The sequence below is a fragment of the Tropicimonas sp. IMCC6043 genome (genome assembly GCF_004146235.1).
Taxonomy (GTDB): domain Bacteria; phylum Pseudomonadota; class Alphaproteobacteria; order Rhodobacterales; family Rhodobacteraceae; genus Tropicimonas.
This window is the reverse complement of the sequence record NZ_SELO01000028.1, coordinates 35,375-49,374: the sequence shown is the minus strand read 5'-3', so window position 1 is coordinate 49,374 and position 14,000 is coordinate 35,375. Positions and strand designations below refer to the sequence as shown.

General features: G+C 67.5%; 14 protein-coding genes. 8 read left to right on the top strand and 6 right to left on the bottom strand.

Annotated features, from left to right (window positions below; all coding sequences use genetic code 11):
- Nucleotides 1-240: 240 nt before the first annotated feature.
- On the bottom strand, nt 241-387 hold the full coding sequence (locus EU800_RS26960) for a hypothetical protein (RefSeq protein ID WP_165354742.1): 147 nt from the start codon (nt 385-387) through the stop codon (nt 241-243).
- A gap of 3 nt (nt 388-390) precedes the next feature.
- Here EU800_RS26960 and EU800_RS19465 point away from each other — a divergent pair, with 3 nt between their 5' ends.
- A complete protein-coding gene (locus EU800_RS19465) occupies nt 391-624 on the top strand; it encodes a hypothetical protein (protein WP_207209944.1) in 234 nt (77 codons plus the stop codon).
- Between the two features lie 24 nt (nt 625-648).
- On the opposite strand, the gene EU800_RS19460 is transcribed toward EU800_RS19465, so the two are convergent.
- Genes EU800_RS19460 through EU800_RS19450 form a run of 3 tightly spaced genes read right to left on the bottom strand, consistent with a single transcriptional unit; the run spans nt 649 to nt 2,556 of the window.
- Nucleotides 649-1,107 carry a copper chaperone PCu(A)C gene (locus EU800_RS19460; RefSeq protein WP_129634845.1) on the bottom strand — a complete coding sequence of 153 codons (459 nt, stop codon included), beginning with the start codon at nt 1,105-1,107 and terminating at the stop codon, nt 649-651.
- Nucleotides 1,108-1,165: 58 nt separating this feature from the next.
- Entirely contained in the window at nt 1,166-1,507 is a 342-nt protein-coding gene (locus EU800_RS19455; RefSeq protein WP_129634843.1) for a hypothetical protein, read from the bottom strand.
- Between the two features lie 50 nt (nt 1,508-1,557).
- Nucleotides 1,558-2,556, bottom strand: a complete 999-nt coding sequence (locus EU800_RS19450) for a LacI family DNA-binding transcriptional regulator (RefSeq protein WP_242500639.1) — start codon at nt 2,554-2,556, stop codon at nt 1,558-1,560.
- A 307-nt stretch (nt 2,557-2,863) separates the two neighbouring features.
- Here EU800_RS19450 and otnK point away from each other — a divergent pair, with 307 nt between their 5' ends.
- From otnK to recN, 7 genes are all read left to right on the top strand, one after another.
- Entirely contained in the window at nt 2,864-4,141 is a 1,278-nt protein-coding gene (otnK, locus tag EU800_RS19445; RefSeq protein WP_129634839.1) for a 3-oxo-tetronate kinase, read from the top strand.
- Complete coding sequence (gene otnC / locus EU800_RS19440; protein WP_129634837.1) at nt 4,138-4,791, top strand: 3-oxo-tetronate 4-phosphate decarboxylase; 654 nt, start codon at nt 4,138-4,140, stop codon at nt 4,789-4,791. The genes otnK and otnC overlap by 4 nt, the downstream gene beginning before the upstream one ends.
- A 1-nt stretch (nt 4,792) precedes the next feature.
- A complete protein-coding gene (locus EU800_RS19435) occupies nt 4,793-5,560 on the top strand; it encodes a hydroxypyruvate isomerase family protein (RefSeq protein WP_129634835.1) in 768 nt (255 codons plus the stop codon).
- Between the two features lie 512 nt (nt 5,561-6,072).
- Nucleotides 6,073-7,680 carry a cell division protein FtsZ gene (ftsZ, locus tag EU800_RS19430; protein ID WP_129634833.1) on the top strand — a complete coding sequence of 536 codons (1,608 nt, stop codon included), beginning with the start codon at nt 6,073-6,075 and terminating at the stop codon, nt 7,678-7,680.
- A gap of 219 nt (nt 7,681-7,899) precedes the next feature.
- Nucleotides 7,900-8,820 (top strand): UDP-3-O-acyl-N-acetylglucosamine deacetylase, encoded by a 921-nt coding sequence (gene lpxC, locus EU800_RS19425; RefSeq protein ID WP_129634855.1) that lies wholly within the window; start codon nt 7,900-7,902, stop codon nt 8,818-8,820.
- A 130-nt stretch (nt 8,821-8,950) separates the two neighbouring features.
- A complete protein-coding gene (locus tag EU800_RS19420; protein ID WP_129634831.1) occupies nt 8,951-9,802 on the top strand; it encodes an outer membrane protein assembly factor BamD in 852 nt (283 codons plus the stop codon).
- Nucleotides 9,803-9,938: 136 nt separating this feature from the next.
- Nucleotides 9,939-11,588 (top strand): DNA repair protein RecN, encoded by a 1,650-nt coding sequence (gene recN, locus EU800_RS19415; protein WP_129634829.1) that lies wholly within the window; start codon nt 9,939-9,941, stop codon nt 11,586-11,588.
- Between the two features lie 126 nt (nt 11,589-11,714).
- Here recN and EU800_RS19410 read toward each other — a convergent pair whose 3' ends face one another.
- Both EU800_RS19410 and EU800_RS19405 read right to left on the bottom strand, forming a co-directional pair.
- Nucleotides 11,715-12,062: a DUF427 domain-containing protein gene (locus EU800_RS19410; protein WP_129634827.1), complete on the bottom strand. Its 348-nt coding sequence runs from the start codon at nt 12,060-12,062 to the stop codon at nt 11,715-11,717.
- A gap of 80 nt (nt 12,063-12,142) precedes the next feature.
- Nucleotides 12,143-13,930, bottom strand: coding sequence for an aminopeptidase P family protein (locus EU800_RS19405; RefSeq protein ID WP_129634825.1), 1,788 nt, complete (start codon nt 13,928-13,930; stop codon nt 12,143-12,145).
- Between the last annotated feature and the right edge of the window lie 70 nt (nt 13,931-14,000).

The window sequence follows — 14,000 nt, the reverse complement described above, 5'->3', positions numbered from 1 at the left end:
CTTCTACGCGCCAGATCTATCGTGAACATCGAACACAAAATCCGAAAGTGCGCCCGATGCGCTCGGTTGCGCCCGGTAATTCCACTGCTCATGGATTAGATTTCGGCTCGCGTAGGGAGAATTACCGAGCGCATCGGGCGCTATTGAGCGCAACCTTCGGTTTTTATCAGGTATTCGACTGTATTAGGGAGGGGGGGAGAACTTGGGTCTCCACAGCTTCGTTCCCAGTTGCCGGCGTGTTCAACCTCCGAGGAGGTTGAGGGCCGTCCCGTTCTCGATGATGATCGCCGCGCCGATCCACAGCGCGGCGATGCCGATGGCCGCGGAGGTGCCGGTGCGCAGCCAGTTGGCCCCGCGCTGCGCCAGCAGCAACGGAAAACTGACCATGACATGGACCTGATCGAACGCCATATCGCGGAATGCGACCTCTTCGCGTCGATCGGCACCTCCGGACAGGTCTTCCCGGCCGCGGGTTTCGTGCTGAAGGCCAATGCTGCGGGCGCCCATACGGTCGAGCTCAACCTAGAGTCCTCCGAACTCAGCGGCATGTTCGAGGAGCGCCACGAGGGCCCGGCGACCACCGTGGTCCCGGCCTGGGTCGAGACGCTCCTCGACGGGAATTGACCGGACGCCGACGCCGGCGCCTGCTCAGTTGCCCATCGTCATCGCGTCGTCCTGGCGCTCGAGATCGACCGGAATCTCGACGGTCATCTCCCCGGCCTTCTCGAAGACGAGCGTCACGGTCACGCTCTCGCCGTGGTTCATCGGACCCTTGAGCCCCATGAACATCACGTGATCGCCGCCGCGGGCGAGCAGATGCGTGCCGCCGGCCGGGATCGGGAACCCTTCCTCGACCTCGATCATCTGCATCACGCCATTGCCGGCATCGACATGGGTGTGCAGTTCGGCCTTGGCGGAAATGTCGGTCCGAGCGGCGACCAGCCGGTCGTCCTCCGCACCGGTATTCGCGATCTCCATGAAGGCCGCGCCGGCCTTGGCAGTGGGCATCGCGGCGCGCGCATAGGCGTCGCGAATCTCGATCTCGGCCAGCGCAGGGCCGGCAAGGGACAGCGCGGCAACAGCCGCGAAAAGCAACCTTTGGGACATCTGTCGTCTCCATCCTTCGAATTTCGTTGAAACACCGTGGTGGGCCAACGGCCCGAGCTCAGGCCGGCGGAGCGCGCGGCCACCGGAGTCCGGGGCGCGCCGCACGACCGACGATCTCGTCCGCCGGCCAGTCACGCCCGACCATCGCGCCGGACAGGCCCATTGCATCCGGCGCCACGGGCAGCAGGACCGCAAAGAACAGCGCCGCATTGTCAGGACAAAGGCCATGCGACCGAACCGGGTTTCCGCTGGCATCCACGGCGACCGTCACGGCTCCGAGGCCGGTGCAGATCACCTGTTCGCGCGCCACGGGCGCCTGCCCACGCGCCACGCCGAAGCCGATCGTCGACAGGCCGAGCGACAGCATCAGGAACAGCGTGAGAGGGATCCGTTTGGTCATCCGGCGACCCTACAATCTCCGCATGGAAAGGAAAAACCGATTTCCGCTGTTCAATCGGCTGCCGCAGCGCCGAGGTCGACCCGGGTCGGCAGTTCGATCGCCGCGCCGACCCGCGGGCTGCGCCGCTCTGCCGCCTTGAGGATCAGCTCGGCCGCCCGATAACCGATCTCGCGCCGCGGCGTATGCGTCGTCGCGATCGGCTCTGGCAGCGCCTTGACGATATCAAGTCCATTAAAACCGGTGATCAGCACGTTCCCGGGAACGTCGATCCCCGCCGCCATGCAGTGGAACAGGCCGCCCACGGCGATGTCGTCATTCGCGTAGTAGAGGCAGTCGACATCGCCATGCCGCTCCAGGAACTCCCGCGTCAGGTCGCGCCCGATTTCCACAGAGGAGGGCTGCTCGGAGACCACCGACCCGACCGGGAGATGCCCTTCCGCTTCGAGCGCGGCGGCAAACCCGCGGAAGCGCTTGGCCGCGCGCGAATCGCGTTGCCGCGCGCAGGCGATATGGCCGAAGCGCCGCCGCCCTGCCGCGAGGAGCGCCCGGGCCATCGCCGCGCCCGCCTCGAACTGCGCGATGCCGACGGAGCCATCCACCGGGTCGCCGTCCATGTCCATGATCTGAACGACCGGTAGCCCGGCCGTGTGGAGCAGCAGCCGTGTCTCTTCCGGCTGGTCAACGCCGGTTACGATCAGCCCCGCCGGGCGCCAGGACAACATCCCACGGATGATCTCTGCCTCGCGCTCCGAGTCGTAGTCGGTCACCCCGATCACCGGCTGGAAACCGCTCCCCCAGAGCGCGTCGGCAATGCCCGACAGCACCTCGCCGAAGACGATGTTGGAGGCCGAGGGCACCACCACGCCGATCAGGTTTGTGCGCTGGCTCGACAGCGACATCGCGACGAGATTGCCGACATAACCGATCTCGCGCGCCGCCTGCCGCACCTTCTCGACATTCTCCCGGCTCACGTCGCCGGCGTCGCGCAATGCCCGCGAGGCGGTCATCTTGCTGACCCCTGCGGCGCGGGCGACATCAGCGAGGGTCAATCGCTTTTCGGACATGGATTCCCGTCTGTTCAGGCAGTTGCGCGGCGATCCCGCCTCGCGGCGCAGGCCCGCCTCTCGACCGGGCCGATTTGACACATATCGCAAACTTGACAGCGGGTCCACGAGTCCCGTAGCGATGCCGGTATCGATACCACCCACCCCTTCCCCGCCGAACCGGCCGGGTCGAGACGTGGGGTGGTGCCGGCAGGAGGAGCCCTCTCTGCGCGGCATGTTGCGGCCCGGCTCCGGGCCCGCGCCGCCGGGAGGGTGCCGCGCCGCACCGGGAAACAGGAGGAGGGAGAGACCGATGGGAGTGGTTCTGGGCTGCATCGCAGACGATTTCACCGGGGCAACGGACCTTGCCGGCCTTCTGGCGCGGTCGGGCGTTCGGGTCTCGCTCCGGATGGGCGTGCCGGAGGAAGCGCCGGAGACGGCCGACACCGCCGCCTTCGAAGTCATCGCGCTGAAATGCCGGACCGCGCCCAAGGCCCAGGCCGTGGCCGAGACGCTGGCGGCGCTCGACTGGCTCAGGCGCGCCGGTGCCGAGCGGTTCTTCTGGAAATACTGCTCCACCTTCGACAGCACGGCGGAGGGCAATATCGGCCCTGTGGCCGAAGCGCTGATGGCGGCGACGGGCGCGGACCAGACGATCTATTGCCCCGCCTTCCCCGAGAACGGCCGTGCGATCTTCATGGGCAATCTCTTTGTCGGCGAGCTGCCGCTGGCCGAAAGCCCGATGAAGGACCACCCGCTGACGCCGATGCGCGACAGCAACCTGATGCGGCTCCTGGCACCGCAGGTGGAGGGGAAGGTCGGCCTGGCGAACCGTCTCACAGTCGCTCGCGGCCCCGAGAGCCTCAGGGCGCGGCTCGACGCGCTGAAGGCCGAGGGCGTCGTCCATGTGGTGGTGGACGCAGTGGCCGACGAGGATCTCGGCGTGATCGCGGAGGCCTGCCACGACATGACGCTGCTGACCGGCGGCAGCGCCGTGGCGATGCCGCTGCCGCACATCTATCTGCGCGAGGGCGCGATCACCGAGGCCGCGAAGCGCGCCGCCGCGCCCGAGGTTGGACCGGGCAACATCGTGCTGTCGGGCTCCTGCTCGGCGATGACCCGGGCTCAGGTGGCCGCGTACCTGCCAAACGCCGCGGGCTACCGGCTCGATCCGCTGGATCTGGCCGAGAACGGGCCGCAGGCTGCGCGCGACTGGCTGGCCGCCCAGCCACCGGAAGCCGCGAAGATCATCTATGCCACCGCGGAGCCGGAGGCGGTCGCCAAGGCGCAGGAGGCGCTCGGCGTGGCCCGCGCGGGCGATCTGGTGGAAGCAGCGCTGGCGCTGCTCGCGAAGGACGCGCTTGCCCTGGGCGTGCGGCGCTTCGTCGTTGCGGGCGGCGAGACCTCCGGCGCGGTGACCAAGGCGCTCGGCGTGACCGCGATGGAGATCGGCGCGGAAATCGCGCCCGGCGTGCCCTGGACCTGGTGCCACTCGGGCGACACCCGCATCGCGATGACGCTGAAATCCGGCAATTTCGGCTCGGAGACCTTCTTTGCCGAGGCGCTGTCCAAGCTGGAGACCAAACAATGAGCGCAGAGGCCCGCCTGCGCGAGCAGATCTGCCTGCTGGCAAAGTCGCTCTATGACCGCGGCCTGACACCCGGATCGAGCGGCAATATCTCGGCCCGGATGGAGGATGGCCGGCTGCTGGTCACCCCGACGGGGAGTTGCTTCGGCCGGCTCGATCCGGAGGGGCTGTCGGTGCTGGACGCGGCCGGCCGGCACGTCTCCGGCGCACAGCCGACCAAGGAAGTGCCGCTGCATTCCGCCTTCTACGAGACCCGCCCGGCGCAAACCGGTGCCGTGGTCCACCTGCACTCGACCCATTCGGTCGCGCTCTCGCTGCTGCCCGACACCGATCCCGAGGATATGTTGCCGCCACTCACGGCCTACGGGATCATGAAGCTCGGCAAGGTGAAGCTGTTGCCCTATTTCATGCCGGGAGATCCGGCGATGGGCGACGCGATCCGCGGCCTTGCGGGCAAGCGCAGCGCGGTGGTCCTTGCCAACCACGGCCCCGTCGTGGCCGGCAAGGACCTCGAGGCAGCCGTCTACGCGATGGAAGAGCTCGAAGAGACCTCCAAACTCGCCATTCTGACCCGCGGCCTCGCGCCGCGCCTGCTGACCGAGGCCGAGATCCGCGGCCTCGTGACCAAGTTCAACGTCGAATGGGACGACTGACATGACCCGTTTCTCTGCCAATCTCGGCTTTCTCTGGACCGAACTCTCCCTGCCCGACGCGATTCGCGCTGCCAAGGCCGCGGGGTTCGACGCGGTCGAGTGCCACTGGCCCTACGAGACCCCGGCCGAGGACGTCGCCGCCGCGCTCGAGGAGACGGGGCTCACGATGCTCGGGCTCAACACGATCCGCGGCAAGCCGGGCGAGAACGGCCTCTGCGCCCTGCCCGGCCGCGAGGCGGAAGCGCATGCGGCGATCGACCAGGCGCTCGACTATGCCGGTAAGATCGGCACGCCCAAGGTCCACGTGATGGCTGGCTTCGCCGAAGGCGCGGCGGCGCATGAGACATTCGTTTCCAACCTGCGCTATGCCTGCGAGCAGGCTGCGGCGAAGGGCATCACGATCCTCATCGAGCCGCTCAACAAATACGACGCGCCTGGATATTTCCTGACAACCTCCGACCAGGCCGCCGAGATCATCGCCGAGGTCGGCGCCGAAAACCTGGCGCTGATGTTCGACTGCTATCATTTGCAGATCATGGAAGGCGACCTGACGCGGCGGCTGACCGCGCGGCTGCCGATCATCGGCCATATCCAGTTCGCCTCGGTGCCCGCGCGCAGCGAACCCGATTGCGGCGAGGTGAACTACGCCCACATTTTCGCTCATATCGAAAGCCTCGGCTACGACGCTCCGCTCGGCGCCGAATACAAGCCGCGCGAGACGACCGCGTCCGGGCTGGGCTGGATGACGACATTCGGCGGCGGGAGCTGACGCCACCGAACCGCCGGGGAGTCTCCCCCTCTCTTCGCCCCGGCACCGCTGCCGGACAGGTATTACGCCTGTCCGGCGGCGTCTCTGCGCCGCGCGACTGAAATTTCCGAAAACTTATCCACAGCCTGTGGAAATCGCTGGAACCCGCGCGCCGCCTGTGCGACTCTCAATTCACGAGAACCGGGAAATCCGGGCGAGGCAGGCCGAGCAGCCGCCCCAGAATGACAAGTATGCCGCCCGTCCGGGCGGAAAGACCGTGCAAAATCCGATATTTGCCGCGGCCTTGTGTCATTTCTGTCTCAAACCGCAACATAGGGTGGGTTCCGGCAGATCTTAGGCGCTCGCTTGCCGGCTTTTCCATATTTTGTGGCTTTTTTGCATTTTTTCGATGACGCCGCGGGATGCAATGATTATGCTCGCTGCAACAAATCGAATTTCGGGGGCGCGTTTCCCCCTTGGGACAGGCAGCAAGTCGTCCATTCTACGAGGCGGCGCAATCAGGCGGAGTGAAAATGGCTTTGAACCTCGGCATCCCCCAGGAGCAGGACGAACTGAAGCCGCGCATCACCGTGTTCGGTGTTGGCGGCGCAGGCGGCAACGCCGTCAACAACATGATCGAGAAGAATCTCGAAGGTGTCGAATTCGTCACCGCCAATACCGATGCGCAGGCGCTCCAGCAGAGCCATGCCGAGAACCGGATCCAGATGGGCGTGAAGGTCACCGAAGGTCTTGGTGCCGGCGCCCGCCCCGCGGTCGGCGCGGCCGCCGCCGAGGAAACAATCGAGGAGATCGTCGATCACCTCGCCGGGGCACATATGTGCTTCATCACCGCCGGGATGGGCGGCGGCACCGGCACCGGCGCCGCGCCGATCATCGCCCAGGCTGCGCGCGAGCTCGGTGTGCTGACCGTCGGCGTCGTCACCAAGCCCTTCCAGTTCGAAGGCGCCAAGCGGATGCGCCAGGCCGAGGAAGGCGTCGAGGCGCTGCAGAAGGTCGTCGACACCCTCATCATCATTCCCAACCAGAACCTGTTCCGGCTTGCCAACGAGAAGACGACGTTCACCGAGGCTTTCTCGATGGCCGATGACGTTCTTTATCAGGGCGTCAAGGGCGTGACCGACCTGATGGTTCGGCCGGGCCTCATCAACCTCGACTTTGCCGACGTGCGCTCGGTGATGGACGAGATGGGCAAAGCGATGATGGGCACCGGCGAGAGCGACGGCGAGGACCGCGCCATCCAAGCCGCCGAGAAGGCCATTGCCAACCCGCTGCTGGACGAGATCTCGCTCAAGGGCGCCAAGGGCGTTCTTATCAACATCACCGGCGGCTACGACCTGACGCTCTTCGAGCTCGACGAGGCGGCCAACCGCATCCGCGAGGAGGTCGACCCGGAGGCCAACATCATCGTCGGCTCGACGCTCGACACCGATATGGAAGGCCGGATGCGCGTCTCCGTCGTCGCCACCGGCATCGACGCCTCGGGCGTGCCGCACGAGATCCCGCGCCCGGCCCGCACCCTGCGCGCCGTCGGCGAGATCGCCGAGAAGGCCGCCCCGGCACCGGCAGCGCCCGACATGATGGAACAGATCGTCGCCAAGTCGCATGTGGACGAACCGGCCGCCGAGACCGAAGAGCCGTCGCTCTTCCCCGGCTTCCAGCCGGCCGCCGCAGAGGAGACGGAGAGCGTCGAACTCGCCGACGACCTGCCGCCCCCGGCCTACCAGCCGGCCGCGAGCGAACCGCTGCCACTGGTCGATGCCATCGAAGAGACAGCCGAAGAATATGTGGCACCGCAACCGCGCCGCGCCGGCACGCCGAGCCCCGAAGCGATCCAGAGGCTCCAGGCCGCCGTCAGCAGGGCCGCGCCGAAGACCGAGACCGCGCCGGCGGCCCAGGCTCCGGCGACCGAGAAGCGCAGCTTCGGCATCGGCAACCTGATCCACCGGATGTCCGGCACGGGCGAGACCCACGAGCGCCCGGCCCAGCCCTCGCGCCAGCAACCGCCGCAGCTGCGCCAGCAGACTTCGCGTCCGATCGAGAGCTACGAGGACGAGCCGGAGATGGATGCCGAACAGGAGCGGATCGAGATTCCGGCGTTCCTGCGCCGTCAGGCCAACTGACATCTTTCTTCACAGCACCAAAGAAAGGCCGGCTTTTGCCGGCCTTTTTATTATTAAGGCTAAGGCATTAGCCCCCCTGATCGCGCTATCGGCGGGGTTCTGCTCATTGCGGCCGGGCAATGTTTCACATGGTTACAATCTTTGAATTGAGCCCGTGAGAGCGCCCCCGTATGTGCAGGATGCGGGAAGGTGCGATCCCGCCAACAGAAAGAATTCAACGTGCAGACAACGCTCAACAGCGCGGTGACCCTCACAGGCGAAGGTCTCCATTCCGGTCGCCCGGCCCGTGTCACACTGGTGCCGGCCCCTGCGGATCACGGCATCGTCTTCCGGCGCACGGACGCCGTCGAGGGCGATCCGCTGCTGCCCGCCCGGTGGGACGCGACCGTTCATGTTCCACTTTGCACGCAGTTGGTGAATCACGACGGCGTCACGCTGTCGACAATCGAACACCTGATGGCCGCGCTCGCCGGCACCGGCGTGCACAATGTCCTCGTCGAGGTATCCGGCCCCGAACTGCCAATTCTCGATGGCAGCGCCGCGCCCTTCGTGCGGGAAATCCTGAAAGCCGGCGTGCGGCGGCTCGACGCGCCCCTGCGCGTGCTCAAGGTCCTCAAGCCGATCGAGGTCCGCGCCGGCATGGGCTGGGCGCGGATCGAACCGCATGACGGGCTGGAGATCGCCTTCGAGATCGATTTCGACGACGCCGCGATCGGTCACCAGCAGCAGCGGCTGACCCTAGCCAACGGTGCCTTCGTGCGCGAGCTCTGCGACAGCCGCACCTTCTGCCGCCTCGCGGATATCCAGGCGATGCGCGCCAACGGGCTGGCGCTCGGCGGCTCGATGGACAATGCCGTCGTGGTCGACGGCGCCAGGGTGCTCAATCCCGGCGGGTTGCGGCATGCCGACGAACCGGTGCGCCACAAGATGCTGGACGCGCTTGGCGACCTCGCGCTGGCAGGCGGCCCGATTATCGGCCGCTATACCGGCTTCCGCGCCGGCCACACGCTGACCAACATGGCACTCCGGGCGCTTTTTTCCGAGCCCGGCGCCGCCGAATGGGTGCTCTGCAGCCCCGAGACCCGGCGGCACCTGCCCGGCGTCGGTGTGAGCCAGCTGGATATGGCCGCGGTCGCCTGACAACATCCGTGATCTTGCTGAGGAAATCCGGTGCGGAGACATTTTGCACCGGATTTTTCTGTGCTAGAGGAAGGCGACTGTCGGCCTTGAGGCCGGTCGAAGAGCTGGAAGTTTGCAGGGGAAACAGGACATGGCGGTGCGTGGGATAACGATCCGACTGGTCGCTGCTCTGGCCGTGGTGGTGCTGCTCGCCGATTGCGGCAACCGCAAGGGCGTCAATGCGAGCCGTGGCGTTCCGCTGGAGACATTCACCGCCGAGCAGATCTATCAGCGCGCCGAATACGACCTCGAGAATGGCGACCCGGACGATGCGGCCGAGCTCTTCGGCGAGATCGAGCGGCTCTATCCCTACTCGGAATGGGCCAAGCGGGCGCTGATCATGCAGGCCTTCTCCTATCACCAGGACCACGATTACGAGAACAGCCGCGCCTCGGCGCAGCGCTATATCGACTTCTACCCTGCCGACGAGGACGCGGCCTATGCGCAATATCTTCTGGCGCTCAGCTATTACGACCAGATCGACGAGGTCGGCCGCGACCAGGGCCTGACCTACCAGGCGTTGCAGGCGCTGCGCACAGTGATCGAAACCTATCCCGACAGCGAGTATGCCCGCTCGGCGATCCTGAAATTCGACCTTGCCTTCGACCATCTTGCCGCCAAGGAGATGGAGATCGGTCGCTTCTATCTGAGCGGTCAGCACTACACAGCGGCAATCAACCGTTTCCGCGTCGTGGTCGAGGATTTCCAGACGACGACGCATACGGCCGAAGCCCTGCACCGGCTGGTCGAGGCCTATCTCTCCCTCGGACTGGTCGACGAGGCGCAGACCGCCGGCGCGATTCTTGCCTATAACTTCCAGTCCACGGTCTGGTATCAGGACAGCTACCAGCTTCTGGTCAAGAACGGCCTGCAGGCACAGGCCAAGGGCGACAGCTGGCTGCGCCAGGTGCATCGCCAGATGATCAAGGGCCAGTGGCTCTGACCGGCCGCGAGCGCCGGACGGCGCGTGCCTCCGGCGGGGAAATTTTCAAGCAGAAGAAACCGGCTGCGGGCGGCGGCGACTGGTGTTCTGCCGGAAAATCGGTCTAGAAAGGCGCCAGCGAGAATGGGGTGAGCCGATGCTGCGCGGGCTCGAAATCCGTGACGTGCTGATCATCGACCGGCTGGAACTCGTCTTCCAGCCGGGCCTCAACGTGTTGACCGGCGAAACCGGTGCGGGAAAGTCGATCCTGCTGGATTCGCTCGGATTCGTGCTCGGATGGCGCGGCCGCGCGGAGTTGGTGCGGGCGGGCGCGGCGCAGGGCGAGGTGGTTGCCTGGTTCGACCTGCCGCCAGAGCATCCCGCCCGCGACGTGCTGCGCGAGGCAGGCCTCCCCGAAGAGGACGAGTTGATCCTGCGGCGGATCAATACCGCCGAGGGGCGCAAGACCGCATGGATCAACGACCGCCGATGCTCGGGCGAGGTGCTGCGGCAGGTCTCGGCGACGCTGGTCGAGTTGCACGGGCAACACGACGACCGAGGGCTGCTCAACCCGCGGGGGCACCGGGAGCTGCTGGACGAGTTCGCCGGCGCGGCTGGTCAGCTCGAGGCCGTGCGCGCTGCCTGGCGGACCCGGCAGGAGGCGCGGAGCGCGCTCGAAGACGCGCGGGCGCGGCAAGAGGCGTTGCGTGCGGAGGAGGATTTCCTGCGCCACGCCGCCGAAGAGCTCGAGCGCCTGGCGCCGGAGCCCGGCGAAGAGGCGGCGCTCGACGCACGCCGGCGCCTGATGCAGACGGCCGAGCGGGTGCGCGAGGATATCGTCCGGGCCCATGCCGCGATCTCGGGCGACGGCGCCGAAGGGCTCGTCTCGGACGCGTTGCGCTGGCTCGACGGAGCGGCGGCGGGCGTCGACGGCCGGCTCGACGGTGCGAGCGAGGCGCTCGGCCGGGCGCTCGAAGCACTGGGCGAGGCAGAGCAGCAGGTGACCGATTGCCTCGACGCGCTGGCCTTGGACCCAAACGAGCTCGAACGGATCACCGAACGGCTCTTCGCGTTGCGCGATCTTGCCCGCAAGCACAAGGTGCAGCCGGACGAGCTGCCGGACAAGGCGGAGGAGTTCCGCGACGCGCTGGACCTGCTCGAGGCGGGGTCCGGAGGGCTCGCGGCGCGCGAGACGGACGCGCGCGAGGCGGAGGCGGCGCATCTGGCGGCTTGCGACGCGCTGAGCCAGACGCGGCACGCCGCCGCGATGCGGCTCGATGGCGCCGTGGCGGCCGAACTCGCGCCGCTGAAGATGGAGCGGGCCGTCTTCACGACCTGTATCGAAGCGACAGCCCCCGGTGCCGAAGGGCAGGACAATGTCAGTTTTACCATCGCTCCGAACCCCGGTGCCCCGGCCGGCCCACTCAACCGGATCGCATCGGGCGGCGAACTCTCGCGGTTCCTGCTGGCGTTGAAGGTCTGCCTGATGGGGGAGGCGAAGGGCGTCACGATGATCTTCGACGAGATCGACCGCGGCGTGGGTGGCGCGACCGCCGATGCCGTCGGACGGCGGTTGCAGCGGCTCGCGGAGGGCGCGCAGGTCCTCGTCGTCACCCATTCGCCGCAGGTCGCCGCGCTCGGCCGGCATCACTGGCGGGTCGACAAGCAGATCGCCGGCGAGACCACGCTCTCCCGCGTCACCGCGCTCGACCGCGCCGCCCGGATCGACGAGCTTGCCCGGATGCTGGCAGGCGACACCGTCACCGAAGAGGCGCGCGCCGCGGCCCAGGCGCTCCTGGAAGGCTGACGCCCAACCAGTAGGCGGGCGCACTCTTCTCGAAAGAAGTCGGGCGTCCTCGGATGCCGGCCATCGCTGCGCCGAGCGCCAGCGCAAGTCCGCTCGCCCGCCGCCCCCGGTCTCCCGGCGCGGCGGTTACACCCGCTCGATCGCCACGTCTCCACCATCGGCATAGAAGGCGACATGATCCTTGATACGCTGCACCACGTCGAGCGGCGCTTCATAGGACCAGGCGGCGTTCTTCAACTCGCGGCTCTTGGTGTGGATCGAGTAGAAGCGCGCGTCCCCCTTGTGCGGGGAATGGCTCACCTGGTCGCTGGCCTCGAGGAACGCCATGGCGATGTCCTCGCGCGGGAAATAGATCACCGGCGACATCTCGCCTTCCGACAGCTCGAGCGCATTCACGCTCTCCCCCAAGACCGCGCCGCCAGCGCGCACGACCCAGGTACCCTCCGCCTTGCGGATCTTGATATGCTCTACCATGACGGCCCCCTTGACCCCTTCCGCCCCCTATGGGCGGGGAATGTTACATTTGCATGAATGATGAATGTTAGCGTGCGACTCTACAGTGGTGCCGTCGCCGCGTCCAGCCACGCCGCGGCGTCGCTTTCGAGCCGGGGCGAGACGCGTGCCCGGCATTCCGCGTGATAGGCGTCCAGCCAGGTCCGCTCGAACGGTGTGAGCGCGTCCGCATCGACCAATCGCCGGTCGATCGGCACCCATGTCAGCGTCGCAAAGGCGAGCATCGCCCGGTCATCCGCACCCGCGAGCGCCGGTGCCTCGATGACGTGCAGAAGGTTCTCGATGCGGATGCCGAAGGCGCCCTCGCGGTAATAGCCGGGCTCGTTGGAGAGCACCATGCCGGGCTCGAGCGGCACCGCCGATATGCGCGAGATTCGCTGCGGCCCCTCGTGAACCGAGAGATAGGCCCCGACGCCGTGCCCGGTGCCGTGATCATAGTCCATCCCTGCCCGCCAGAGCGGCGCACGGGCCAGCGCGTCGATATCCCGCCCCGCGAGGCCGCTCGGCCAGCGCAGAGTCGAGATCGCGATCATCCCCTGAAGCACGCGCGTGAAGGCGGCGCGTTCTTCGTCACCGACCGGGCCGGTTGCGACGGTGCGGGTGATATCCGTCGTCCCGTCCTCGTATTGGCCGCCCGAATCGACGAGCAGGAGTTCGCCCGGGCGGACCGGCCGGTTGGTCGCATCGGTCACGCGGTAATGCACGATCGCCCCGTTCGGCCCTGCCCCAGCTATCGTCTCGAAGCTGATGTCGCGCAGCCCCGCCTCGCGCCGCCGCTCGTCCTCGAGGCGTCGCACCACGTCGATCTCGGTCAGCTCGCCCGTCGGCGCCGCGGCATCGATCCAGCACAGGAAACGGCACATGGCGGCCGCGTCGCGCAGATGCGCCGCCTCCATGCCGCTTATCTCGGCCGCGTTCTTGCGCGCCTTGGGCAGCAGGCAGGGATCGCTCCCGAACCGGAGATCGGTCTCGCCCAGCCGGTCGGCCACCCAAACGGGCGCGCTCTCCCGGTCAAGCCGCACCGGTCCGTCGAGCGCCGCGAGGGCCGGTCCGAACGCTTCCGACGCGGCAATCCGCACCTCGTCACCGAGATGCGCCCGAACCGGCTCCGAAAGCTTTTCCGCCGCGCAGAACAGGTCCACGGACCCGTCATCGTGCAGGATGGCAAAGGCATGCGGCACCGGGTTGCGCGGGATGTCGCTGCCGCGGATGTTCAAGAGCCAGGCGATGCTGTCGGGCAGCGTCAGCACCGCCGCCCGCTCGCCGCGCTCCGCCAGCGCCCGGCCCAGCCGCGCCCGCTTCTCTTCCTGCGGTTCCCCGGCAACCTCCAGCGGATGAACGCGGATCGCGCCCATCGGCGGCGCCGGCTGGTCCTCCCAGATCGCGTCGACGAGATTGGCCGAGGCCACGAGGGTCAGGCCCGCGTCCCTTAGCGCCTCGATCTCAGCAAGCGAATGCAGCCAGGGGTCGAACCCGACGCGCCCGCCCTCCGGCAGGTGCTCGGCCAGCCAGTCGGCCAATTGCACCTTCGGCCAGTCCACCGGCGTGAAATGGTCGAGATCGACTTGCACACGCACCTGAACGCGATAACGCCCGTCCACAAAGACGCCCGCGATACCGGGCAGCACCGCGCAGCTCCCAGCCGAGCCGGTGAACCCGGTCAGCCAGGCCAGCCGCGAGTCATGGGGCGCGACATATTCCCCCTGATGGGCATCCGCGCGCGGCACCAAGAACCCTTCCAGACCGGCCTCGGCCATCCGTGCGCGCAGGGCGGCCAGGCGGGGCGGCCCATCCGCCGGCCGGCTGGTGACATCAAACGACTGACACATGGCCCATCCTTTGCCGAACCGATCCCGGCCGGCCCTCTCTTCCGTCCCCAATTCCCTCGGCGGGAGGCAC

What these genes read in the sequence shown, in the direction of transcription:
- EU800_RS19455 (WP_129634843.1), bottom strand. Translation starts at nt 1,507, where the DNA reads ATGACCAAACGGATCCCTCTCACGCTGTTCCTGATGCTGTCGCTCGGC.
- EU800_RS19460 (WP_129634845.1), bottom strand. Translation starts at nt 1,107, where the DNA reads ATGTCCCAAAGGTTGCTTTTCGCGGCTGTTGCCGCGCTGTCCCTTGCC.
- EU800_RS19435 (WP_129634835.1), top strand. Translation starts at nt 4,793, where the DNA reads ATGACCCGTTTCTCTGCCAATCTCGGCTTTCTCTGGACCGAACTCTCC.
- EU800_RS19405 (WP_129634825.1), bottom strand. Translation starts at nt 13,930, where the DNA reads ATGTGTCAGTCGTTTGATGTCACCAGCCGGCCGGCGGATGGGCCGCCC.
- EU800_RS19410 (WP_129634827.1), bottom strand. Translation starts at nt 12,062, where the DNA reads ATGGTAGAGCATATCAAGATCCGCAAGGCGGAGGGTACCTGGGTCGTG.
- ftsZ (WP_129634833.1), top strand. Translation starts at nt 6,073, where the DNA reads ATGGCTTTGAACCTCGGCATCCCCCAGGAGCAGGACGAACTGAAGCCG.
- recN (WP_129634829.1), top strand. Translation starts at nt 9,939, where the DNA reads ATGCTGCGCGGGCTCGAAATCCGTGACGTGCTGATCATCGACCGGCTG.
- EU800_RS19420 (WP_129634831.1), top strand. Translation starts at nt 8,951, where the DNA reads ATGGCGGTGCGTGGGATAACGATCCGACTGGTCGCTGCTCTGGCCGTG.
- otnC (WP_129634837.1), top strand. Translation starts at nt 4,138, where the DNA reads ATGAGCGCAGAGGCCCGCCTGCGCGAGCAGATCTGCCTGCTGGCAAAG.
- EU800_RS26960 (WP_165354742.1), bottom strand. Translation starts at nt 387, where the DNA reads ATGGTCAGTTTTCCGTTGCTGCTGGCGCAGCGCGGGGCCAACTGGCTG.
- otnK (WP_129634839.1), top strand. Translation starts at nt 2,864, where the DNA reads ATGGGAGTGGTTCTGGGCTGCATCGCAGACGATTTCACCGGGGCAACG.
- EU800_RS19465 (WP_207209944.1), top strand. Translation starts at nt 391, where the DNA reads ATGGACCTGATCGAACGCCATATCGCGGAATGCGACCTCTTCGCGTCG.